This window comes from Nocardioides aquaticus, from assembly GCF_018459925.1.
Taxonomy (GTDB): Bacteria; Actinomycetota; Actinomycetes; order Propionibacteriales; family Nocardioidaceae; genus Nocardioides; species Nocardioides aquaticus.
In genome coordinates this window covers 96,860-118,519 of the sequence record NZ_CP075371.1, presented here as the reverse complement: position 1 = coordinate 118,519, position 21,660 = coordinate 96,860, and the positions used below count along the sequence as shown (strand labels likewise).

At 75.3% G+C, this 21,660-nt stretch carries 22 protein-coding genes; 6 read left to right on the top strand and 16 right to left on the bottom strand.

Annotated features, from left to right (window positions below):
• The first annotated feature begins 103 nt into the window (after positions 1-103).
• Positions 104-970, top strand: a complete 867-nt coding sequence (locus ENKNEFLB_RS00580; protein ID WP_214057425.1) for an Fpg/Nei family DNA glycosylase — start codon at positions 104-106, stop codon at positions 968-970.
• Between the two features lie 10 nt (positions 971-980).
• Here ENKNEFLB_RS00580 and ENKNEFLB_RS00575 read toward each other — a convergent pair whose 3' ends face one another.
• Complete coding sequence (locus tag ENKNEFLB_RS00575) at positions 981-1,430, bottom strand: hypothetical protein (RefSeq protein ID WP_214057424.1); 450 nt, start codon at positions 1,428-1,430, stop codon at positions 981-983.
• Between the two features lie 99 nt (positions 1,431-1,529).
• Here ENKNEFLB_RS00575 and ENKNEFLB_RS00570 point away from each other — a divergent pair, with 99 nt between their 5' ends.
• The 3 genes from ENKNEFLB_RS00570 (at position 1,530) to ENKNEFLB_RS00560 (ending at position 3,492) form a co-directional block, all read left to right on the top strand.
• Positions 1,530-2,201 (top strand): alpha/beta hydrolase, encoded by a 672-nt coding sequence (locus tag ENKNEFLB_RS00570; protein WP_214057423.1) that lies wholly within the window; start codon positions 1,530-1,532, stop codon positions 2,199-2,201.
• A 37-nt stretch (positions 2,202-2,238) separates the two neighbouring features.
• The gene (locus ENKNEFLB_RS00565) at positions 2,239-2,904 is read left to right on the top strand and encodes a histidine phosphatase family protein (protein WP_214057422.1); all 666 of its coding nucleotides are present in this window, start codon (positions 2,239-2,241) and stop codon (positions 2,902-2,904) included.
• 252 nt (positions 2,905-3,156) lie between these two features.
• A complete protein-coding gene (locus tag ENKNEFLB_RS00560) occupies positions 3,157-3,492 on the top strand; it encodes a rhodanese-like domain-containing protein (RefSeq protein WP_214057421.1) in 336 nt (111 codons plus the stop codon).
• 13 nt (positions 3,493-3,505) lie between these two features.
• Here ENKNEFLB_RS00560 and aat read toward each other — a convergent pair whose 3' ends face one another.
• Positions 3,506-4,189, bottom strand: coding sequence for a leucyl/phenylalanyl-tRNA--protein transferase (gene aat, locus ENKNEFLB_RS00555; RefSeq protein ID WP_246535757.1), 684 nt, complete (start codon positions 4,187-4,189; stop codon positions 3,506-3,508).
• Positions 4,190-4,264: 75 nt separating this feature from the next.
• Between aat and ENKNEFLB_RS00550 the strand changes: the two genes are divergently transcribed.
• On the top strand, positions 4,265-4,948 hold the full coding sequence (locus tag ENKNEFLB_RS00550) for an EcsC family protein (RefSeq protein WP_214057420.1): 684 nt from the start codon (positions 4,265-4,267) through the stop codon (positions 4,946-4,948).
• Here the strand turns inward: ENKNEFLB_RS00550 and ENKNEFLB_RS00545 are convergent.
• From ENKNEFLB_RS00545 to ENKNEFLB_RS00505, 9 genes are read right to left on the bottom strand one after another with little or no spacing between them, the layout of a single operon-like run.
• Positions 4,909-6,168 carry a hypothetical protein gene (locus tag ENKNEFLB_RS00545; protein ID WP_214057419.1) on the bottom strand — a complete coding sequence of 420 codons (1,260 nt, stop codon included), beginning with the start codon at positions 6,166-6,168 and terminating at the stop codon, positions 4,909-4,911. The two genes, ENKNEFLB_RS00550 and ENKNEFLB_RS00545, sit on opposite strands and share 40 nt — an antisense overlap.
• On the bottom strand, positions 6,165-7,079 hold the full coding sequence (locus ENKNEFLB_RS00540; protein WP_214057418.1) for a hypothetical protein: 915 nt from the start codon (positions 7,077-7,079) through the stop codon (positions 6,165-6,167). Before ENKNEFLB_RS00540 ends, ENKNEFLB_RS00545 begins: the two co-directional genes overlap by 4 nt.
• Positions 7,010-7,414: a hypothetical protein gene (locus ENKNEFLB_RS00535; RefSeq protein WP_214057417.1), complete on the bottom strand. Its 405-nt coding sequence runs from the start codon at positions 7,412-7,414 to the stop codon at positions 7,010-7,012. Before ENKNEFLB_RS00535 ends, ENKNEFLB_RS00540 begins: the two co-directional genes overlap by 70 nt.
• Entirely contained in the window at positions 7,411-8,523 is a 1,113-nt protein-coding gene (locus tag ENKNEFLB_RS00530) for a hypothetical protein (protein WP_214057416.1), read from the bottom strand. The genes ENKNEFLB_RS00535 and ENKNEFLB_RS00530 overlap by 4 nt, the downstream gene beginning before the upstream one ends.
• Positions 8,520-9,488, bottom strand: coding sequence for a hydroxymethylglutaryl-CoA lyase (locus ENKNEFLB_RS00525; RefSeq protein WP_246535756.1), 969 nt, complete (start codon positions 9,486-9,488; stop codon positions 8,520-8,522). The genes ENKNEFLB_RS00530 and ENKNEFLB_RS00525 overlap by 4 nt, the downstream gene beginning before the upstream one ends.
• Entirely contained in the window at positions 9,485-11,425 is a 1,941-nt protein-coding gene (locus tag ENKNEFLB_RS00520) for an acetyl/propionyl/methylcrotonyl-CoA carboxylase subunit alpha (RefSeq protein ID WP_214057415.1), read from the bottom strand. Before ENKNEFLB_RS00520 ends, ENKNEFLB_RS00525 begins: the two co-directional genes overlap by 4 nt.
• A gap of 7 nt (positions 11,426-11,432) precedes the next feature.
• Positions 11,433-12,989 carry a carboxyl transferase domain-containing protein gene (locus ENKNEFLB_RS00515; protein ID WP_214057414.1) on the bottom strand — a complete coding sequence of 519 codons (1,557 nt, stop codon included), beginning with the start codon at positions 12,987-12,989 and terminating at the stop codon, positions 11,433-11,435.
• 43 nt (positions 12,990-13,032) lie between these two features.
• Positions 13,033-13,227, bottom strand: coding sequence for a hypothetical protein (locus ENKNEFLB_RS00510; protein WP_214057413.1), 195 nt, complete (start codon positions 13,225-13,227; stop codon positions 13,033-13,035).
• The gene (locus ENKNEFLB_RS00505) at positions 13,218-14,705 is read right to left on the bottom strand and encodes a BCCT family transporter (protein WP_214057412.1); all 1,488 of its coding nucleotides are present in this window, start codon (positions 14,703-14,705) and stop codon (positions 13,218-13,220) included. The genes ENKNEFLB_RS00510 and ENKNEFLB_RS00505 overlap by 10 nt, the downstream gene beginning before the upstream one ends.
• Before the next feature lie 152 nt (positions 14,706-14,857).
• Here ENKNEFLB_RS00505 and ENKNEFLB_RS00500 point away from each other — a divergent pair, with 152 nt between their 5' ends.
• Entirely contained in the window at positions 14,858-15,430 is a 573-nt protein-coding gene (locus ENKNEFLB_RS00500) for an SACE_7040 family transcriptional regulator (protein WP_214057411.1), read from the top strand.
• Between the two features lie 176 nt (positions 15,431-15,606).
• Here ENKNEFLB_RS00500 and ENKNEFLB_RS00495 read toward each other — a convergent pair whose 3' ends face one another.
• From ENKNEFLB_RS00495 to ENKNEFLB_RS00475, 5 genes are all read right to left on the bottom strand, one after another.
• A complete protein-coding gene (locus ENKNEFLB_RS00495; RefSeq protein WP_214057410.1) occupies positions 15,607-16,191 on the bottom strand; it encodes a hypothetical protein in 585 nt (194 codons plus the stop codon).
• A 2-nt stretch (positions 16,192-16,193) separates the two neighbouring features.
• Positions 16,194-17,000 carry a crotonase/enoyl-CoA hydratase family protein gene (locus ENKNEFLB_RS00490; protein ID WP_214057409.1) on the bottom strand — a complete coding sequence of 269 codons (807 nt, stop codon included), beginning with the start codon at positions 16,998-17,000 and terminating at the stop codon, positions 16,194-16,196.
• A 77-nt stretch (positions 17,001-17,077) separates the two neighbouring features.
• Positions 17,078-17,785, bottom strand: coding sequence for an SWIM zinc finger family protein (locus ENKNEFLB_RS00485; protein WP_214057408.1), 708 nt, complete (start codon positions 17,783-17,785; stop codon positions 17,078-17,080).
• Entirely contained in the window at positions 17,782-20,655 is a 2,874-nt protein-coding gene (locus ENKNEFLB_RS00480) for a DEAD/DEAH box helicase (protein WP_214057407.1), read from the bottom strand. Before ENKNEFLB_RS00480 ends, ENKNEFLB_RS00485 begins: the two co-directional genes overlap by 4 nt.
• A gap of 61 nt (positions 20,656-20,716) precedes the next feature.
• Positions 20,717-21,646 carry a hypothetical protein gene (locus tag ENKNEFLB_RS00475; RefSeq protein WP_214057406.1) on the bottom strand — a complete coding sequence of 310 codons (930 nt, stop codon included), beginning with the start codon at positions 21,644-21,646 and terminating at the stop codon, positions 20,717-20,719.
• Positions 21,647-21,660: the final 14 nt, after the last annotated feature.

The window sequence follows — 21,660 nt, the reverse complement described above, 5'->3', positions numbered from 1 at the left end:
GCCCGCGCGGGGGTCCGGAGGGAAGAGAAAGTCGACAAAGTGGGGTGTGGCCCGGGGCGACGCATCCCTCGCCGGTGGCGGCGGTCGTCCCTAGGATGACGCCATGCCGGAGCTTCCCGAGGTCGAGGCGCTGGCCCTCGACCTGCGCCAGCGGCTCGACGGCCGGGCGATCACCAAGATCCACCTGGCCGCGTTCAGCGCGCTGAAGACCTACGACCCGCCGCTGACCGCGCTGGAGGGGACGCTGGTCGACGACGTCACCCGGCACGGCAAGTTCCTCGACATCGAGGCCTCCGGCACGCACCTCGTGCTGCACCTGGCCCGCGCGGGGTGGGTGCGCTGGCGCGACGAGGTCCCCGAGAAGCCGCCGAGCGCGAGCAACAAGTCGCCCCTGGCGCTGCGGGTGGTCCTCGACCCCGAGGCCGGGCTCGACGTGACCGAGGCCGGCACCCGCAAGTCGCTCGCGGCCTACGTCGTGCGCGACCCGCTCGACGTGCCCGGCATCGCCAGCCTCGGCCCCGACCCGCTCACCGACGACTTCACCCTCGACGCCTTCAAGGTGATCCTCGAGCGCGAGGGCCGCAAGCAGGTCAAGGGCGTGCTGCGCCACCAGGGCACGATCGCCGGCATCGGCAACGCCTACTCCGACGAGCTGCTCCACGCCGCGCGGATGTCGCCGTACAAGCCCGCGAGCAGCCTGGACGAGGAGGAGGTGCAGACGCTGTACGCCGCGATCCGCGGCGTGCTCGGCGACGCGGTCGCGCGCAACCGGGGTCTCGCGGCGAGCGAGCTCAAGGGCGAGAAGAAGACCCACATGGCCGTGCACGGGCGGACGGGCGAGGCGTGCCCCGTCTGCGGCGACACCGTGCGGGAGGTGTCCTTCGCCGACTCGAGCCTGCAGTACTGCCCGACCTGCCAGACCGGCGGGAAGCCGCTGGCGGACCGGCGGACGAGCAAGTTCCTGAAGTAGGTGGCGTTCCTCAGTCCTGGGCGTAGGGCTGCGGGACGTCGGCCGGCATCGCGTCCGCCGTGCCCAGCCGGACCGGGTGCCGCCGACGGAGGAGCATCCGCTGCTGGATCCCTTCGAGCCGACTGCCCGGATCGGTCCCCTCGTTGGCATCCATCCCGACGAGCCACACCAGTCCCCGACGCCCGCCCCCGTCGGCGCCGACGAGCGCGACGGCGTACGTCAGTCGGTCACCGGCCTGGTGCTGGGCCCAGTCGACGACCTGGAGGAGGTCCGCACCGATGACGTCGTAGGTGTCCGTCCACGCACCTGGCACGTCACCGGCGCCGCCGTGCAGGTAGACGCGGAACCGTGGGTGGTCGTCCTCCCACGACGAGTCGCGCTCGTCGACCTGGAAGACCTCGACGTCGCCGGGCGCGGCGCGCGCCGGGGTGGTGTCGGCGGGGAGTCCTCTCGCGCTCACCGACGGAGGGTATCCGCGGACGCGCCTGCCCCGCCCGGACTTTCCCGGGGTCCGCACACCTCACCCCTCGGCGGCTTGGGCCTCGGGGAGGATTGCAGAGTGCCTGGAACTCCTCAGCTGATCACCGTCGACCGCCCCCGCGACCCCGACGGGGTCGTCCTGTTCCTCCACGGTGGCGGGTCGCGCCGCGACTCCGCCGCGGTCAGCCCGACCCAGCTGTCGGTGCTGCGGATGATCCCGGTCGCGCAGCGGGTGCGCCGCGCCGGGCGGGGACGGCTGGCGGTCTACCGGCTGCTGAACTCGGTGCGCGGGTGGGACGCGTCCCGGACCCCGGTCCAGGACGTCGAGTGGGCGCTGGACCAGGTCCGCGCCGAGCTCCCCGCGGCTCCCGTGGCGCTGGTCGGCCACTCGCTCGGGGGCCGGGCGGCGCTGCTCGCCGGTGACCGGCCGGCCGTACGCACGGTGGTCGCGCTGAACCCGTACGTCTTCCCCGACGACGCCCCGGACCTGCGCGGACGCCACGTCCTCTTCGTGCACGGCGACGAGGACCGGATCGCCAGCCCGGCCAAGGCCGAGGCGGTCGCGCGCCGGCTGATGCGCACCACCGACGTCGGGTTCGTGACCGTCACCGGCGGCAAGCACGCGATGCTGAAGCACGGGGCGACCTTCGAGAAGGCCGCCGCCGACTTCGTGGCCGCCACCCTGCTCGGCGACGACAGCGGCGGCCCCGCCGCGCGGGTGCTCGCCGGCGAGCAGTGGGTGACGTCGTGACGCCGCCCGTCCACCCGACGCCGATACCCTCCGCGCCATGCGGCTGATCCTCGTCCGGCACGGCCAGACCTCCTCCAACGTGGCCGGCGCGCTCGACACCGACGAGCCCGGTGCCGACCTCACGGAGCTCGGCCGGCGCCAGGCCGCGGCCGTCCCCGGGGCGCTGGCCGACGAGGACGTGACGGCGGTCTACGCCTCCCCCCTCGTCCGCACCCAGCAGACCGCCTCCCCGCTCGCCGAGGCGCGCGGGCTGCCGGTCGTCGTGCGACGCGGGCTCGAAGAGGTCTCCGCCGGCGACCTCGAGATGCGGACCGACGAGGAGGCCGTGCTGGCGTACGTCGACCTGCTCCGCTCCTGGATGCACGTGGACCGCGACCGCCGCCTTCCCGGCGGCGAGGACGGCACCTCCTTCCTGGCCCGCTTCGACGCCGTCGTCGCGGACCTCGCCGAGGCGCACGGGCCCGACGACACCGTCGTGGTGGTCAGCCACGGGGCGGCGATCCGGGTCTGGACGGCCGTCGCCACGGCGATGTCACCGGAGCACGCCGCCGAGCTGCACGTCTCGAACACCGCGGCCGCGGTGCTCCAAGGCTCACCCGACGACGGGTGGGAGCTGGTCTCGTGGACCGGGGACCCCCTCGGCGGGCCCGAGCTCCTCGACCTGTCCGCGCACGACGTCACGGGGGACGACGTCGAGGACTGAGCCTCCCGAATCGTTTGCGACCGCCCACCGGTCGATGGGTGATCTGCACTCACCAGGTGCATGCAGATCACCCATCGACCCACCGGGGGCCGGTCTCGAGACGCTCGCTGCGCTCGCTCCTTGACCACCGGCGTGCCCACCGGTCCGCAACCGTCACCTCGACGCGCCGCGAGCGTCATCTCGGCTGTCCGGAAGCGTCATCTCGGCGGTGCCCGCCGGGCCTGGCGTACCCCGCCGTGGCAGGCTCGGGGCATGAGCGAGGTCCCCACCGTCACCCTGGACGCCGTCCCGAACCCCCTGCCCGAGCGGCTGCCCGTGATCGACGTGCGCGAGCAGCACGAGTGGGACGCCGGGCACATCGAGGGGGCGCGGCACCTGCCGATGAGCCAGCTCGTGGAGCGGCTCGACGAGGTGCCCGAGGGCCAGGTGCTGGTGACCTGCAAGGTCGGGGGCCGCTCGGCGCAGGTCGTGGCCTACCTCGTCCAGCAGGGCCACGACGTGGTCAACCTCGACGGCGGGATGCTCGAGTGGGAGGCCGCCGGGCGGCCGATGGTCAGCGAGGACGGCCAGCCGCCCCGGGTGGTCTGAGCAGGTCCGACCCTCAGCGCTGGTCGAAGGCCGGTGGGAGCGGCGTGGCGAACAGGCGCGGCAGCGCGGCGAGGTAGTCGGCCCGGCCGATCTCGGTGATCCCGAGCGACTCCAGGTGCGGCGTCGCCCACTGCACGTCGACCAGCCGCGGTCCCTCGGCCGATCCCTCGCGCAGCAGGTCGACCAGCCCGACCAGGGCCACCTTCGAGGCGTCGCGGACCCGGTGGAACATCGACTCCCCCGCGAACAGCCCGCCGAGGGCGAGCCCGTACAGGCCGCCGACGAGCTCGCCGTCCTGCCAGGCCTCGACGGAGTGCGCCCAGCCCAGCGCGTGCAGGCGCTGGTAGGCCCCCGCCACGTCGTCGGTGATCCAGCCGTGCGGTCGGCGGGGGTCGGCGCAGGCCTCGACGACCTCGGCGAAGACGGTGTCGACGCGGATCTCGGTGTCGCGGCAGGAGCGGCGCAGCGAGCGCGGGACCCGCAGGTCGTCGAGCCGGAGCACGCCGCGGCGGACCGGGCTGAACCAGTACATCGGGTCACCGGCGTCCCCGGCGGGCATCGGGAAGATGCCGTGCCGGTAGGCCTCCAGCAGCGTGCCCGGCTCGAGATCGGCGCCGATCGCGACCAGGTCGTCGGTCTCGTCGTGCGCCGAGGCGTCCCCGAAGATCCAACCGGTGGCAGGGGGCTCGACGGGCACGGGGCGACCGTAGCGGCTCCGCGGACCCCCCACGCCCGCCGACCGGGTGGTCGGGCCGTCCCTAGGATCGACGGCATGGGTATGATCAAGAACCAGATCGGCAAGCAGCTCGGATCCCGCGTCACGGGGTTCGCGCCGGGGCTGACCACCTCCTTCGTACGTGAGGCGCTCTCGCGCGCCATCAACGGCGTCGGCCCCCTCCCCGCCGCGGCGCAGGCGGCGGAGAAGCAGCTGGCCGAGCAGAAGGGCGACCGGGACAAGGCGGTGCGCGAGCTGGTCGAGAACCACGTCCGCTTCGCCGGCGCCCAGGGCTTCGTGACCAACATCGGCGGCCTGGTGACCGCGCCGCTGACCATCCCCACCAACGTGACCGGCCTCGCCCTGCTGCAGTGCCGGATGGTCGCCGGCATCGCGCACCTGCGCGGCTACGACCTCGAGGACCCCAAGGTGCGCAACGCCATCCTGGTCACGGTCCTCGGCGAGGACACCGTCGAGGACCTGGTGAAGGCCAACAAGCTCCCCGCCCCGCCGATGGCCCTGGCCACCGCACCGGTGCACGACGAGGCGCTGGACGCCACGGTCTCCCGCGAGGTCGCCAACTCGATCATCAGCCGGATCACCGGCAAGCGCCTCGCGATCACCGTGAGCCGCCGGGTGCCGGTCGTCGGCGGCGTCGTGGGCGCGAGCGCCGACGGCTACGCCACCTGGAAGATCGGGCGCTACGCCGAGCGCGAGCTCCTGCCGCGCGCCGCGCGGTAGACCCGCATCGACACCCGGCCCGCGCGCGAGCCCTCGAGCCCGCGCACGATCCGCTCGCGGTGCAGGAAGGACGGCCGGAGGTAGGACCGCGCGAGCGCCTCGCGAACGTCGGAGAGCTGACGTCGCAGGTCGTCCTCGACCTCGCGGGCCCGGGCCCGCTCGGCGGCCCGGTCCTCGCGCTCGCGCACCTGCTCCTGCAGCACTGCCCCGATGGTGGCCAGCGCGGCGTCGGCGACCTCGGCCTCGTCGGGGTGGTCGGGGTCGGCGAAGTCCTCCGCGGCGACCGTGGGCCGGGAGAGCAGGTCATCGAGGTCGCCCACGACGTCGTACCCGCGGTCGCGGACCTCGGCGACCCACCGCGACTGCAGCTCGTGCAACCAGTCGTGCAGGTCGGGGGGGACCGCCAGCCGCGGTGAGTCGCGGCGTGGGGAGAGGGTCTGGTGCGCCACCAGCTCGCGGACGAGCTCCCGGTAGTGCGCCGGGGGGACCACCTTGTTGGTGCTCGCGTTGATCCGGCGCAGGAGGGCGGTCTCGGGCACGCCCATCGAGGGGTTGGAGCGGGTGGTCTCCAGCTCGAGGTCGAGGCCGTCGAGGCCGAAGGCGGAGGAGAACCGCTGCCACAGCAGGTCGGGGTCGCCGCCGGGCGGCGGCACCGTGATCAGGTGCACCCGCTCGGGCGGGACGTGCGCGCCCCACCGGTCGAGGATGTCCGGGATCTCCTGCACCGCCCAGAACCAGCTGCCGATCCGGGTGGAGCGGTCCGGGTCGCGCAGCCTGGCCAGGAAGCGCTCGTAGGTCAGCGTGTTGCGGTGCTTGACGTTCTCCTGCCACTCCGCCGGGACCTGGCGGACGAGGTCGCGCCCGGACAGCAGCAGGTGGATCTCGGCGGGCTCGCGGCCGGGCTCGTCGAAGGAGGCCAGCGCCTCGGCGGCCTGGGTGGCGCTCGCACGCGCCAGGATCTCGTGGCTGACGATCGAGGTGCCGTCGTGCGCACGCACCTGGGCCGCGAGCTCGTCCCACCGCCCGAGGGCCTCCTGCTCCAGGCCGCCCCAGGGCAGCCGCATCAGGTCCAGCGCGGCCAGGAAGTGGGCGTCGAAGCGGTCGGCGGGGTAGAGCACGCCGTGCTCCAGGAGGAGCTCCCGGTTCCGGAACAGCACGTCCTGGAGGTAGGACGTCCCGGTCTTGGGAGTGCCGACGTGCACCAGCACCCGACGCGTCATGCCTGTTGCCCTCCGTGATCGGATCCGTGGTCCGGCACCAGCCCCTGGGCCAGCAGCGACACGGCGATCCCGAGCACGCGCTCGGGATCCGGGACGTCACGACCGGGTCGGTCCGGTACGACCCCTGGTCGGCCCGGAAGCAGGTCGTCGACGTCGCCCGCGACAGCGTAGCCAGCCCGGAGCACCCGGCGGCGCTGCCGGACGGCACGGCGCGCCGCCCACTCGGCGTGCTCGGCCGGCACCCGGGGCAGGGGCCCGGTGACCAGGGCGCTCGACGCGGGTCGCGCGGCCTCCGCAGCGAGGGCGGGGAGGAACCGCTCGCGCAGCAGGGTCGCGTGCTCGTGCGGAGGGGCCACCACGGCCAGGGCCACCCGGACGCGCCGGGCGAGCTCGACCGCGTCGCCGCCCGGGCCACGGGCGCCCCACGGGCCGAGCGCGGTGCCCGGGTCCAGCCGGCGCACTCCGGTGAGCCGCCCGAGCGCGGCCGGGTCGGTGACCACGACGACCCGCGCCGCACCCACCCGCGAGGCCCACGCGTCGGCCTGGCCGGCCACGTCGGCACCAGGTGGCAGGGCACCGCCGGCCCGGGCCGCGACCCAGTCCGGCCACGCCGGCGCACCCTCGTGGAGCACCCGGTGGGCCCAGGTGCGGGCGAGCAGGTCCGGCACCGACCCGCCGAGGACGAGGACCCGGGGCCGCCGCCCGCCGGGAGGGCGTCCGCGGCGGCGCAGCTCCTCGCGGACCCGGTCCGCGAGCCACGGGTCGCCGGCGACCCGGTAGCCGCCGCCCGCCGCCCGCCGCAGCCGGGAGGTACGGGTCGGGGGCACCGTCGCGGGACGGGTCACCGGGGCTCCGGGCAGCGCGTCGGCCAGCAGCAGCACCGCGACCCGCAGCAGCTCCTCGGTCGGCACGTCGGCGGGGTCGAGCGGGAGGGGGCCGAAGCGGCCGCGCGGTCCCCCGGCAGCGGCAGGTCGGCGCGGCCACGGTCGAGCCCGCTGGCGAGGAGGACCCGGTCGCGCGCGGCGACGGGCAGGTCGCCGGCGGCGTTGACCCGACGCAGCAGCTCGAGCTGCTGGGCGCCCGGGAGCACCCGGGGACCGGTCGAGGCCGGGCCGCCGGGGCTGTCGGGGCCGCCGGGGCTGTCGGGGCTGTCGGCCGGCGCGGACCATCCGGCCCAGGGCGTGGACCCCCCGTCCCGCAGGTGGGCCACCCAGGACCAGGCCCGGATCGCAGCCGGGTCGCTCACCTGGTCCGGATCCGGCGGGCCGCCTCGGCGCGGACCCGCCCGGGCAGCGAGCGCTCCGGCATCGGACGGCGGGCGGCCTCCTCGGTCATGGCCGTGAGCGCCCGCATCGCCACCCGGAGCCGCCACTTGCGCGTCGTCTTGTCGGGGTCGTTCCAGTCCTCCTCGGCGATCGGGCGCGGCTCGAGCTCGTCGAGGTCGCCGACGACGTCGATGCCCGCGGACTCCACCCAGGTGCGCCAGCGCGCGGTCTCCTCCTGCGCCCAGTCGAGCAGCCGCGGGGGCATCCGCACCGGCGAGGAGTGGCTGCTGCCGCTGACGAGGCTGTCCTCGGCGAGCAGGTTGCGGATCAGGTAGTCGTAGTCCGGTCCGCGGCGCACCTTGCGGTCCAGCGCCTCGTTGAGCGCGCGCACCACCTCGGTCTCGGCCGCCCCCATGGAGGCGTTGCGGCGGTCGCTGGGCCGCGGTGCCCAGGCCGGGTCGATGCCGGTGACCGCGCAGAAGCGGGTCCAGAGCAGGTCACCGGGGGTGCCGCTGGGCGGCACCGTGACCAGGTGGACCCGCTCGGGCGGCAGCCCCTCGGACCACCGACCGAGCGCCGTGGGCAGGTCGAAGGCGTGGGCGAACCACGCCGAGCGGCGACGGAACTTCTTCACGAACACGGCGTAGGACCACGTCCGGCCCTGCTTGATGCTCTCCTGCCACGCGGCGGGCACCTGCCGACCGAGGTCGCGCGCGGTGTAGACGACGTGCAGCTCGGAGCCGTCGGCGGTCAGGTCACGCTTGGCGCGGGCCACCGCCTCGGCCTTGGCCGGGGCGAGGATCTCGTGGCTGACCACGACGGTGCCGCTGGTCGCGCGCACCTTCTTGACCAGCGCCTCCCAGGCGCCCTCGGCGTGGCCGGGCGCGCCGCCCCAGTCCTGGCCGAGCAGGTCCAGGGCGGCTCGGAACTGGAACAGCGCGGGGCTGACCAGGCGCGAGCCGGTCGGCACGTGCACGCCGTGCCGGGCCAGCGACCGGGCGTTGAGCGTCAGCCGGTCCTGCAGGTAGGTGGTGCCGGTCTTGGGTGCCCCGACGTGGAGGAAGACGCGACGCGGGGCGGTTCGGCTCACGTCGGCGATTGTGCCGTACCGCTCCCGAGCGCCCGCACCACGGCCGACGGGCTGGGCCGTCCGAGCTGCCCGGCCATCCAGGTCGACGTCGCCACGAGCGACGCGAGGTCGACGCCGTGCCCCACGCCGAGGCCGTCGAGCAGCCACACGAGGTCCTCGGTGGCGAGGTTGCCCGTGGCGCTCTCGGCGTACGGGCAGCCGCCGAGGCCCCCGGCGGAGGCGTCGAAGGTGGTGATCCCGGCGCGCAGCCCGGCCTGCACGTTCGACAGCGCCTGGCCGTAGGTGTCGTGGAAGTGCAGCGCCAGCCGCTCCGGGCCGATCCCGGCGTCGCCGAAGGCCTCCACCAGGGCCACCACGTGGCCGGCGGTGCCGACCCCGATGGTGTCGCCGAGGCTGAGCTGGGAGGCGCCGAGGTCGAGCAGCCGGCGCCCGGCGTCGACGACCTGCGCCAGCGGCACCGGGCCCTCCCAGGGGTCGCCGAAGCACATCGACACGTACGCCCGGACGTCGGCGCCGGCCGCCAGCGCACGGTCGACGACCGGCGCGAACATGGCGTGCTGCTCGTCCAGCCCGCGGTTGAGGTTCTTGCGGGCGAAGGTCTCCGTGGCGGAGCCGAACACCGCCACGTGGCGCATCCCGAGCTCGAGCGCCCGGTCGAGCCCCCGCTCGTTGGGCACCAGGACCGGCAGCGCGCGCGCATGGTCGCCCAGGTCGTCGACCAGGGACCCGACCAGGTCGGCGGCGTCGGCCAGCTGGGGCACCCAGCGGGGGTGCACGAAGCTGGTCGCCTCGACCACGGGCAGCCCGGCGGCGAGCAGCCGGCGCACGAACTCGGCCTTGACCGGGGTCGGGACCAGCTCCTGCTCGTTCTGCAGGCCGTCGCGGGGGCCGACCTCGTAGATCGTGACGTGCTCGGGCATCCCGGGCGCGGGGACGGCCATCGGCAGGCCGGGCGGCCGGCTCACGACGCGTCCCCCGGCCCGTCGCCCGGCCCGTCGCCCGGCCCGTCGTCGGGGTCGACCCGGACCACGACGTGGCCCATCGGGACCTGGTCGCCCACCGCGGCGCCGACGCCGGCGACGACGCCGTCGTGCGGGGCGGTCAGCGCCAGCTCCATCTTCATGGCCTCGACCGCGCCGAGCCGTTGGCCGGCCACCACCCGGTCGCCGACCGCGACGGCCAGGTCGATGACCGTGCCCGGCATCGGGGAGGTCACGTCGGCGTCACCGACGGCGACCTCGCCGCGCCGGGCCGGGTCGGGGCGCTCGAAGCGCCACGGGTGGCCCTCGACGAGGGCCCAGGCGCCGGCGCGGTCGACCACGACCGGACCCCGGTCGTCCGCGGTGCCGTCGTCCGCGGTGCGGGGCGGGCCGCCGAGGACCACCGGCACCTCGTGCACCTCCCCCGCGGGGTCGAGGAGCGTGACCGAGACCGGGCGCGCCGGCCCGGCGCTGCGCCACCCGTCGAGCGCCTCCCAGGGCCCGGGGCCGGCGACGAGGTGCTCGTCGGCCCAGGCCTGGGCGGCGTGCCCGGCGGCGTGCGGGGGCTGTGCCGGCGCGGTCAGCAGCTCGTCCGCCGCCGTCCCGTCCAGCCAGGAGGTGTGCACCTCGCCGGTGCGGAAGGCCTCGCTCGCGACCAGCCGCCGCAGGAAGCCGGTGTTGGTGACCACGCCCAGCACGGCGGAGTGGTCCAGCGCGGTCACCATCGCCGCCAGCGCGGCGTCGCGGTCGGCCCCGGTGGTGACGACCTTCGCGAGCATCGGGTCGTACGCCGTGCCGACCGTGCCGCCCTGCTCGACGCCCCACTCGTGGCGGGCGCCGTCCGCGCGCAGCAGCCGGTGGACCCGGCCGGTCTGGGGGACGAACCCGGCGTACGGGTCCTCGGCGTAGACGCGGACCTCGACGGCGTGGCCGGTGCAGGTGATCTCGTCCTGGGCCAGCGGCAGCGGGAGGCCCTGGGCGACCGTGAGCTGCCAGGCGACGAGGTCGACCCCGGTGACCTCCTCGGTGACGGGGTGCTCGACCTGGAGGCGGGTGTTCATCTCCAGGAAGTAGGCACCGGCGTCCGGCCCGTCGCCGTCGACGAGGAACTCGACCGTGCCGGCGCCGGTGTAGCCGACCTCCTGGCACAGCGCGACGGAGGAGTCGAGCAGGCGGCGGCGGACCGTCTCGTCGAGGTACGGCGCCGGCGCCTCCTCGACCACCTTCTGGTGGCGCCGCTGCGCCGAGCAGTCCCGCTCGAAGAGGTGCACGACGTGGCCGTGCTCGTCGCCGACGACCTGGACCTCGACGTGGCGCCCGCGCTCCACGAAGGTCTCGACCAGCAGCGTGTCGTCGCCGAAGGCCGAGCGCGCCTCGCGGCGGGCCCGCGCGACGGCGGCGTCGAGGTCGGCGGCGTCCCGCACGACGTGCATGCCCTTGCCGCCGCCGCCGGCCGCGGCCTTGACCAGCACGGGGTAGGCGTCGGCCGGGACGCCGTCCTCGGGGTAGCGCGGCGTGACGGGGACACCGGCCCGCTCGGCGACGTCGCGGGCGTGGTCCTTGCGGCCCATCAGGTCGATCACCTCGGGCGTGGGCCCGATCCAGACCAGCCCCGCGTCCCGGACGGCGCGGGCGAAGCCGGCGTTCTCGGACAGGAACCCGTACCCGGGGTGCACCGCCTCGGCGCCGGACTCGGCGGCCGCGGCCAGCAGCCGCTCGACCGAGAGGTACGACTCCGCGGCGGGCGTCGGCCCGAGGCGGACGGCGGTGTCGGCCTCGCGCACGAACGGGGCGCGGGCGTCGGCGTCGGAGTAGACCGCGACGGTGCGCAGGCCGGCGGCGCGGCAGCCGCGGATGACGCGGCGCGCTATCTCGCCGCGGTTGGCGACGAGCACGGAGGTGAAGCGCTGCTGCGGGGTCATCGGGTCCTCACATCCGGAAGACGCCGAAGTGCGGCGTCTCCGGGATCGGGGCGCGGGCGGCGGCGGCGAGGCCGAGCCCGAGCACGCGGCGGGTGTCGACGGGATCGATGACGCCGTCGTCCCAGAGACGGGCGGTGGAGTAGTAGGGCGAGCCCTGCTCCTCGTACTGGGCGCGGACCGGGTCCTTGAACGCCTCCTCCTCCTCGGCCGTCCACTCCCCGCCGCGGGCCTCGATCCCGTCGCGGCGCACGGTGGCCAGGACGGAGGCGGCCTGCTCGCCGCCCATCACCGAGATCCGGGCGTTGGGCCACATCCACAGGAAGCGGGGGTCGTAGGCGCGCCCGCACATCCCGTAGTTGCCGGCGCCGTAGGAGCCGCCGATGACGACGGTCAGCTTGGGCACCACCGAGGAGGCCACGGCGGTGACCAGCTTGGCGCCGTCCTTGGCGATCCCGCCGTTCTCGTACTCGCGCCCGACCATGAAGCCGGCGATGTTCTGCACGAACAGCAGCGGGATGCCGCGCTGGTTGGCCAGCTCGACGAAGTGGGCGCCCTTGAGGGCCGACTCGCTGAACAGGATGCCGTTGTTGGCCACGATCGCGACCGGGTAGCCGTGGACGTGCGCGAACGCGCAGACCAGCGTCTCGCCGTAGAGCGGCTTGAACTCGTGCAGCCGCGAGCCGTCGACGACGCGGCGCAGCACCTCGCGGACGTCGTACGGCGTGCGCGGGTCGGCCGGGACGACGTCGTAGAGGCCCTCGGGGTCCTCGAGCGGCTCCTCGACCGGCTGGGGCTCCAGGTGCACCCGGCCGGGTCCGAGGGTGCCGACGATCGAGCGGACCAGGTCGAGGGCGTGCGCGTCGTCGTCGGCGAGGTGGTCGACCACCCCGGAGACCCGGGCGTGGACCTCGCCGCCGCCGAGCTCCTCGGCCGTGACGACCTCGCCGGTGGCCGCCTTCACCAGGGGCGGGCCGCCGAGGAAGATCGTGCCCTGGTCCTTGACGATCACGGTCTCGTCGCTCATCGCCGGGACGTAGGCGCCGCCGGCGGTGCAGGAGCCCATCACCGCCGCCACCTGGGCGATCCCGCGCGCCGACATCTGCGCCTGGTTGAAGAAGATCCGGCCGAAGTGCTCGCGGTCGGGGAACACCTCGTCCTGCAGCGGCAGGAACGCCCCGCCGGAGTCGACGAGGTAGACGCAGGGCAGGTGGTTCTCGGCGGCGACGGCCTGCGCGCGCAGGTGCTTCTTGACCGTGACCGGGTAGTAGGTGCCGCCCTTGACGGTCGCGTCGTTGGCCACGACGACGACCTCGCGCCCGGCCACCCGGCCGATCCCGGTGACCACGCCCGCGGCCGGGACCGCGTCGTCGTACATCCCGGTGGCCGCGAGCGGGCTGAGCTCGAGGAACGGGCTGCCGGGGTCGAGCAGCCGGTCGACCCGGTCGCGGGCGAGCAGCTTGCCGCGGGCGACGTGCTTGGCGCGGGCGGCCTCGCTGCCGCCGCGACGCACGGTCTCGAGCCGCGCGTGCAGCTGCGCGGTCTGGGTACGCAGGTCGTCGGTCACGGGGTCAGGTTAGCGATCGTTAACCGCCGCGTCGAGACCCGGCTCACGCGTCCGCGGGGTCCTCCTTCGCCGACCCGGCCCCGCCCTCGGCCTGGGCGTCGCCGTCGCGCGGCGGCCGGGTACGCATCGCGTACTCCCGCATGCCGACCATCGGGGACGGCGCGGCGATGCCGGGCCGTTCGATGCGCTCCTCACGCAGCGCCTTCATCAGCGCCGCCGCCATGAAGATCAGCACCACGCAGAACGGCAGGCCCGCGGCGATCGAGGCCGCCTGGAGCGCGGCCAGCGGATCGGCCCCCCGGCGGCGTTCGCCCCGGCGATGAGCAGCACGGACGCCAGCGCCCCCTCGGTGACCGCCCAGAACAGGCGCTGCTGCCAGACCGGGTTCGGGTCCCCGCCGTTGGTGAGGATGTCGACCACCAGCGAGCCGGAGTCCGACGAGGTGGCGAAGAACAGCACGACCACGAGCACCACCAGCACCGAGGCGAGGGTCGTGAGGACCTCCGGCGCGGGGAGCTGCTCGAAGAGCAGGAACAGGCTGCGCGGCGCGTCGTCGCCGGCCTGGTTCAGCGCGTTCTCCGGGTCGTCGCGCAGGATCGTCAGCGCCGAGTCGCCGAACACCGTCAGCCAGACCATCGAGGCGCCCACCGGCGCGAACAGCGCTCCGGCCACGAAGGACCGGATCGTGCGCCCGTAGGAGATGCGGGCCAGGAACATCCCGACGAAGGGCGCCCAGGAGATCCACCAGCCCCAGTAGAAGAGGGTCCAGCCGTTCTGCCACCCCTGGGCCTGCTCCCCGCCGTTGGGGAAGGTCTCCAGCCCGAGGCTCGGCAGCGTCTGGACGTAGGTGCCCACGTTGGCCGCGAGGGTGTTGACGAGGTCGCGGGTCGGGCCGAACACGAAGACGAAGAGCAGCAGGGCCAGGGCCAGCCAGAGGTTGGCCAGGGACAGGTTCCGGATCCCCTTGTCGACCCCGAGCATCACCGAGACGACCGCGACGGAGGTGATCGCCGCGATGATCAGCACCTGGACCAGGGTGTTGTTGGGGATCCCGAAGAGCTCGTTCAGGCCGGCCCCGACCTGGCGGCCCCCGATCCCGAGGGACGTGGCGAGCCCGAAGAGGGTGCCGAACACGGCGAGGATGTCGACCAGCGCCCCGGGCCAGCCGTAGATCCGGTCCCCGAGGAAGGAGTAGAAGGCCGACGCCGGACGGAGCGGCAGGCCGCGGCGGAAGGAGAAGTAGGCCAGCGACGTCCCGAGCACGATGTAGATCGCCCAGGGGTGCAGCCCCCAGTGGAACAGGGTGTAGTTCATCGCGTTGGCCGCGGCCTCGTCCGTGCCGGGGTCACCGGTGGGCGGGTTCAGGAAGTGGAAGACCGGCTCGCTGACCGCGTAGTAGACCAGGCCGATGCCCATCCCGGCGGTGAACAGCATCGCGAACCACGACAGGTTGCTGTACTCGGGCTCGGAGTCGTTGGGGCCCAGCTTGACCGAGCCGTAGCGGCCCAGCATCAGGTAGATCACGAACACCACGAAGCCGCTGGCGCCGAAGATGTAGAGCCACTCGAAGTTGCTGGTGATGAAGGACAGCACACTGTCGCTGACGGAGGCCACGCTCGGCGGCGAGACGACACCCCAGACGAGGAAGGCCAGCATCACCGCGGCCGAGCCGAGGAAGACGGGCGGGTTGGTGTGCTCCCTGAGGTAGGAACGCAAGATCTCGGTCCTTCTGGTCGGAGGTCTGGGACATCGTGCCGCCGCCCGAGGGCGACTACCACCGTAGGCGCCTCGGCGCCGGGTTGCACGTCGGCGGGAGGACGGTGGGAGGCCGGCGTGCGGCCGCCCGGTGCGGCCCCTAGCCTGTGGCCGTGACGACCAGCGCGGTCTCCCGCCGCGAGCAGATCCTCGAGACCGCGGCCGACCTGTTCGCCCGCCGCGGGTTCCACGGGGTGTCGGTCAGCGACATCGGCGCCGCCTGCGGCGTCTCGGGCCCGGCGCTCTACAAGCACTTCCCGTCCAAGGACTCGGTGCTGGCCGAGATGCTGGTCTCGATCAGCGAGCGGCTCCTGGGTGACGGCAGCCGCCGGGTCGCCGAGGCGACCGACCCGGTCGCGGGTCTCCGGGCGCTGATCGCCTTCCACGTCGACTTCGCGCTGGCCCACCCGGCGCTGATCGTGGTGCAGGACCGGGACTGGTCCTCGCTGCCCGGCGACGCCCGCGAGCGGGTGCGGACGCTCCAGCGCTCGTACGTCGACCTGTGGGCGGCTCAGTGCCGCGCGGCCGACCCCGCGCTCGGGCCGGCGCCGGCCCGGGCCCGCGCGCACGCGGTGTTCGGCCTGATCAACTCCACCCCCCACAGCGCGGTCCTGCCGCCGGCCGACATGGCCGCGCTGCTCCGCGCGATGGCCGAGGCGGCGCTGGGGGTGGCGCCGGCGGGCTGACGGCAGCCGGGGTGGGACAGCGGCCCGGCAGTCGTAGCGGGAAGGAACGAAGTACCTCGTCCCGTCGCCCGCACCGCGCTGACCTGTGGATCCAGGTCACCGGCCACGGCCGCGCCGACTTCCTTCCTTCCGACTACGCCGGCGGCGGGGCCTGCCGTACGGGCGCCGTTGCGCGGCTACGACACGTCGCCCCGGGCGTCGTCCGTGCCGCCCCGCTCGGCGGTCGGCAGCCGCTCGCGGTCCTGCTCCACGCGGTCGGCCAGGGGCGCGCCGCCGGGCAGCGCCCGCAGGAAGCGGCGGGCCAGCGCGTCGCGGCGTCCGGTGTGGGTGGGCAGGGCGGCGCGGGGGTTGACCAGGTCGCGGTAGCCCGCGACCGCCCAGCCGGTCGCCGCGACCGCGTCGAAGATCCCGGCCGCCGCGCGGCGGCGGGACGACGCCGCGAGCCCGAGCGCGCACAGCGCGTGCACCGCGTCCACCCAGACGCCCATCGCCAGGCCCTCGGGACTCGGCCGCGCCCCGGACAGCACGGCCTGGGTCAGGTGGCGCGTGCCCAGCACCCGCCCGGTCCAGATCATGACGGGGTCGTCGTCGATCGAGATCGCGCGCAGCAGCGGCGTCGGGCCGGCGAGCATCACCAGGCCCCAGGTGCCCCGGACGACCTCGATCCGCCGCACGGTCGTCTGCTCGTCCGGCCGGACCAGCGAGGTGGGGTCGATCCTCCAGAGCGCGACCCGGTCGAGCACCTCGCGCGGGGTGCGCACGGCTAGGAGCCCTGGTAGTCGCCGGCGCGCTTCTCGCGCAGCGCTGCCAGTGCCTCGGCGTGGTCGGCGGTGTGGTGCGCGAGGGCCTGCATGGCCGCGGACAGCTCCAGCACCGCGGCCTGGCCCTGGTGCTGGGAGGCCTTGAGCAGCTTCTTGGCCATCCGGGTCGCGTGCGGCGGGTTCTTCGCGACCCGGGCGGCCAGCGCGTGGGCGGCGTCGAGCAGGTCGTCGGGCTCGACGACCTGCGAGACCAGGCCCCAGTCCAGCGCGGTGGCGGCGTCGACCCGGTCCCCGGTCAGGGCCATCTCGGCGGCCCGGGCGGGTCCGACGGCCTGGGTCAGCAGCCAGGCGCCCCCGTCTCCGGGGATGATGCCGAGCTGGACAAAGGACTCGGCGAACCACGCGCGGCTGGAGGCCACCCGCAGGTCGCACATCAGGGTCAGGTCGCACCCGGCGCCGACGGCCGGCCCGTTGACCGCGGCGACGAACGGGGTCTCGCAGCGGGCCATCGCCGCCGGGATCTGCTGGATCCCGTGCCGGTAGCCGTTGCGCAGCTCCCAGGGGGTCCCGCCGAACATGCCGCGGCGCTCCTCCATGTCGCGCACGTTGCCGCCGGCGGAGAACGCCGATCCCGCACCGGTGAGGACCACGCAGCGCACGTCGGTGTCGGCGTCGACGCGCTCCAGGTTCTCGACGAGGGCCGCGACCACGTCGGGCCCCGAGATCGGGTTGCGCTGGTCGGGCAGGTCCAGCGTCCAGGTCTCGACGTGCGGGGTGCGGTCGCGCTCCACGCGCAGGACGTCGCTCATCGGGTCTCCTCGGTACGGGCGGGTGGTGCGGCGGCCTCAGGGTGCCAGACCAGGCCCCACCTGTCGGGCCGGGTGGGTCACCAGAGCCGGTCCAGCTCGGCCGGGTCGTGGTCGTGCCCGAGCAGGTCCAGGATCCGCGCGGCACGGCGCGCGGCGTCCTCCGCGGTCTCGAGGACCTCCTCGGCGTCGTCGCGGCCGGGCCCCGGCCCGGGTTGCGGGTCGCGGCGGTGGTGCAGCGCGGCGAGGAGGTCCTCGCGGGGCAGCCCGCGCAGCTGGAGCAGCACCAGCGGGTCGTCCTCCACCAGCCAGCCGACCTGGAGCAGCAGGGCCAGCGCGTGCGGGCACGGGTCGACCCAGGACGCGCAGGTGCACGAGGCCGCCAGCTCCGTCCCGTACGGCACGAGCTCGACCCCGGCCTCCTCGGCGTGCTCGACCAGGTCGTGCGGCAGCTCGCCGGCCAGCAGCGCGGCCACCCGGGCGGGGTCCGCGGCCACCGCCTCCACGAGCGCCGCGACCGCGGAGGGGTCGAGGACGGGCAGCGCGACCTCCACGCCCCACAGCTCCTCGGCACCGCGGCGCTGCTCGGTGACCGCCGAGCGCAGGCTGCCGGCGTCGACCCGGACCGCCCCCACGGCGCCGCTCCGGGCCAGGGAGCGGGCGCGGCGCAGGTCGCCCTCGTCGTAGGCCACCTCCTCCACCGCCCGCAGCCACGCCTTCGCCCACCACCGCCCCGCCCACGCGCGACCGCGCCGGGCCGGGACCCGCGGGTGGGCCACGGCGCTCACGGCCCGTCCGGCCCGTCCGGCCCGTCCGGTCCGTCGGGCTGCCGCAGGCGGACGAGGTCGTGCAGCTCGGCGTCGCTGAGCTCGGTCAGCGCCGCCTCCCCGCGCCCCAGGACCGCGTCGGCCAGCGACCGCTTGCGGGCCAGGAGCTGCCCGATCCGCTCCTCGATGGTGCCCTGGGCGACCAGGCGGTGCACCTGGACGGGCCTGGTCTGCCCGATCCGGTGGGCACGGTCGGTCGCCTGGTCCTCGACGGCCGGGTTCCACCACCGGTCGAGGTGGACGACGTGGTCGGCGCGGACCAGGTTGAGGCCGGTGCCACCGGCCTTGAGGGAGAGCAGGAAGACCGGGACCTCCCCGGCCTGGAAGGACGCGACCATGGCCTCGCGCTGCGGGACCGGGGTGCCCCCGTGGAGCAGCTGGTGCGGCACGCCGACGGCGGTGAGGTGCTGCTCGACGAGGCGGGCCATCGCGACGTACTGCGTGAAGACGAGCACCGCGCCGCCCTCGGCGACGACCGTGGTGAGCAGCTCCTCGAGCAGGTCCAGCTTCTCGGACCGGCCGCGCAACCGCCCCCCGGACTGCTTCAGGAACTGCGCCGGGTGGTTGCAGATCTGCTTGCACCCGGTCAGCAGGGCCAGCACGAGGCCGCGGCGCGCGTCCTCGTCGGCGCGCTCGATGCGGGCCAGGGTGTCGCGGCAGAAGGCCTCGTAGAGCACGACCTGCTCCCGGGTCAGGCGCAGCAGGTGGTCGGTCTCGGTCTTGGCCGGCAGCTCGGGGGCGATGCCGGGGTCGGACTTGCGACGCCGCAGCAGGAACGGTCCGATCAGGTCGGCGAACTGGCGTGCCTTGGTCGGCTCGAGGCCGGACTCGATGGGGGCCGCCCACACCTTGCGGAAGGCGTTGCGGCTGCCCAGGAGGCCCGGCACGGTCCAGTCGAGGATCGCCCACAGCTCGGTGAGGTCGTTCTCGACGGGGGTCCCGGTCAGGGCGACCCGGGCGGCGCTGTCGATGGTGCGCAGCGCCCGGGCCGTCGAGGACCGGGCGTTCTTGACGTGCTGGGCCTCGTCGGCGACCACCAGGTCCCAGGCGGTGGTGCCGAGGCGCTCGGCGTCGCGGCGCATGGTGCCGTAGGTGGTCAGCACGAAGCCCCGGGTGTCGGCGCCCGGCCCGGTCGCACCCGTCGCGTCGGGGGCGAGGTCCTCGTGCGTCCGCTCCCCGCCGTGGAAGCGCCGGACCCGCACCCCGGGGGCGAAGCGGCGGATCTCGGCCTCCCAGTTGCCGAGCAGGCTGGCCGGGCAGACGACGAGGGTCGGCCCGGTGGCGCCGCGGGAGGTCCGGTGCAGGTGCAGCGCGACGAGGGTGACGGTCTTGCCCAGTCCCATGTCGTCGGCCAGGCAGCCGCCGAGGCCGAGGCCGGTCAGCGTGGCCAGCCAGGTCAGGCCGTGCCGCTGGTAGTCCCGCAGCTCCGCCCGGAGCCCCGGCGGCGGGGGCACCGGCTCCGTCGTGGCCGCGCCGACCAGCTGCTCGCGCACCTTCAGCAGCGACGCGCCCACCACGACCGGGGTGTCGGGGGGCAGGCCGGTGCCCGGCTCGACCGGCACGGTGCCGGTCAGCGCGGCGGCGATCGCGCGGGTGGGGGCCACGGTGCGCTGCAGCCGCTTGCGGGCCTTGCGCGCGGTGGCGGGGTCGACGACCGTCCAGCCACCGCGCAGCCTCAGCAGCGGTGAGGCGGCGTCGGCCAGCGCGTCCATCTCGGCCGCGGTCAGGTCCTCGCCGTGCAGCGCGAGCTGCCAGCGGAAGGCGAAGACCGAGTCGGGACCGAGGAGCGGGTCCTGGAGCGGCTCCTCGTGCGGCCCCGGCCCGGTCGCCGGACCCCGGTCCTGCGGGTGGCGGGGGTCGACCCGGTCGAGCACGCTGGTCGCGGTCAGGTCCCGGCCGAGGCTGCGGGGCCACAGCACGTCGACGCCCCGGGCGCCGAGCGCGGCGACCCCGTCCTCCAGCAGGCTCGCGAGGTCCTCGCCGCTGAGGGTCAGCTCCGCAGGCGTGGGCCCGTCGAGCATCCGGTCGAGCACCGGCCACGCCTCGGCCGCCGCGCGCAGCGCGATGGCGGCGTGGGTGCGGGCCCGGACGCCGAACCCGTGACCCGCCCCGTCGGTCGCGTCGGGGTCCGCCCAGAGGTCCACGGCCTCGCAGAGGTGCAGCGGGTCCAGCTCGTCGTGGACCTGGAGCACGAGCCGCACCGAGCCGGCCGACAGGTCCTCCTCGTCGGCCTCGACCCGGAGCGCGAGGCGGACCAGCTGCGGCCGGTCGTCGTCCTCGGCCCGCCGCGCCGGCGGCGTCCGGTCGACCTGCCCTGTCGGGGCGGGTGCGCGCAGCCGGTCGAGCCGGGCAGCCAGCCGCTCCGCGAAGTCACCGGGCGCGACGCGCTCGGCCGGCCGGGCCCGGGGCGGGCGGGAGGCGGTGCGCGGCATCGTGTCGGCCACGGCGTCCAGCACCCGGCGCACGACGGCCTCGGCCTGGTCGGGCGCGAGACCGTCGTGGGAGCGGGCCAGGGCCAGCTGCGCGACCCGGTCGTCGTCCTCGGCCGGCAGCGGGGCGATCCGCCAGCCGTCGCCGACCGCGTCCGGCGCCAGCCGACCGGCCGCCACGAGGCGCAGCGCCAGCAGCGCCGCGCCGGCCAGGAGACCGACGCTGGGGTGCACGTCGTCGCGGGCGTGGGCCTTGGTGAGCACCGGCAGGGCGGCGCGCACCGGCAGCTCGACCCGTCGGCCCCCGTCGGCGGCGGTGAACGCCACCACGGCCTCGCCGGGGCGTGCGCCGGGTGCGGCCTCGGCGAGCTCGGCCGGCCCGGTCAGCGGGACGAAACCCACAGGCACCCCCTCGTCGACCGCACCTGTCCCACGCTAGCCGCGGCCGCCGACACCGGGCGCGTCAGACGATGACCTGGTCGAGCAGCGCCTCGGCCTCGGGACCCGTGGCCACGTCGGAGGGGGCCGGCGGCGCGGGCGGCGTGACCTCGCCGGCGACGTCGCTCAGGCTGATCTCGTAGCTGCCCGCGGCCGCGACGTCGGACTCGGCGAGCTCCAGGTCGAACTCCCGCAGCACGCCGTCGTCGCCCACCGCGACCTCGACGTCGAGGTCGATCGAGGACGCCGCGCCGGTCAGGGAGAAGGCGCTGCCGAGCACCTGGGCCTCCTGGCCGTCGACGGCCGCCAGGGCGTCGTCGTAGGTGAAGGTGGTGGCGTAGCGGGTGACCTCGACGCCGTCCTCCTCCTCGGTGCCGACCTCCTCGACCTCGGACGCGCCGCGCAGCACGAGGACCGCTCCGACGAGACCGGTCGGGGTGAAGGTGGTGGACTCGGCCAGGCGGGTGGCCTCGCCCTGCAGCCAGGTCGCGCCGCCGGGGAAGGCGGGGACACCCTGGCCCTCGGCGCGCACCCAGAGCGTCTCACCGTCGGCCTTCACCTCGGCCTCGCTGGTCTGGCCGCCCTGGCCGATCGCGAGCCGCAGGTCCGCGACGGTCGCGTCGTAGTCGACGCTGCCCTCGGTCTGCAGCTCCAGCTGCTGACCGGCGATCTCGAGGTCGAGGTCGCCGTCGATCGTGAAGACCCGCGCCGCGATCGTGGCGTCGACGGCGTCCTGGAGGGCCTGGGCGGCCGCCTCACCGTCGGCCGGCTCCGACGGTTCCGATGACGCGGAGGGCTCCGCCGACTCCGAGGACGACGCCGACGGGGACCCGGACGTCTCGTCCTCCGGCGACTCCTCCTCCCCGCCGGAGCAGCCGGCGAGGGCCGCCGCGGTCACCGCCGCGACGGCGACGGCGGCCAGGGGACGCGGACGGTGCTGGGGACGCAGTCGCATGGAGGTTCCTCCGA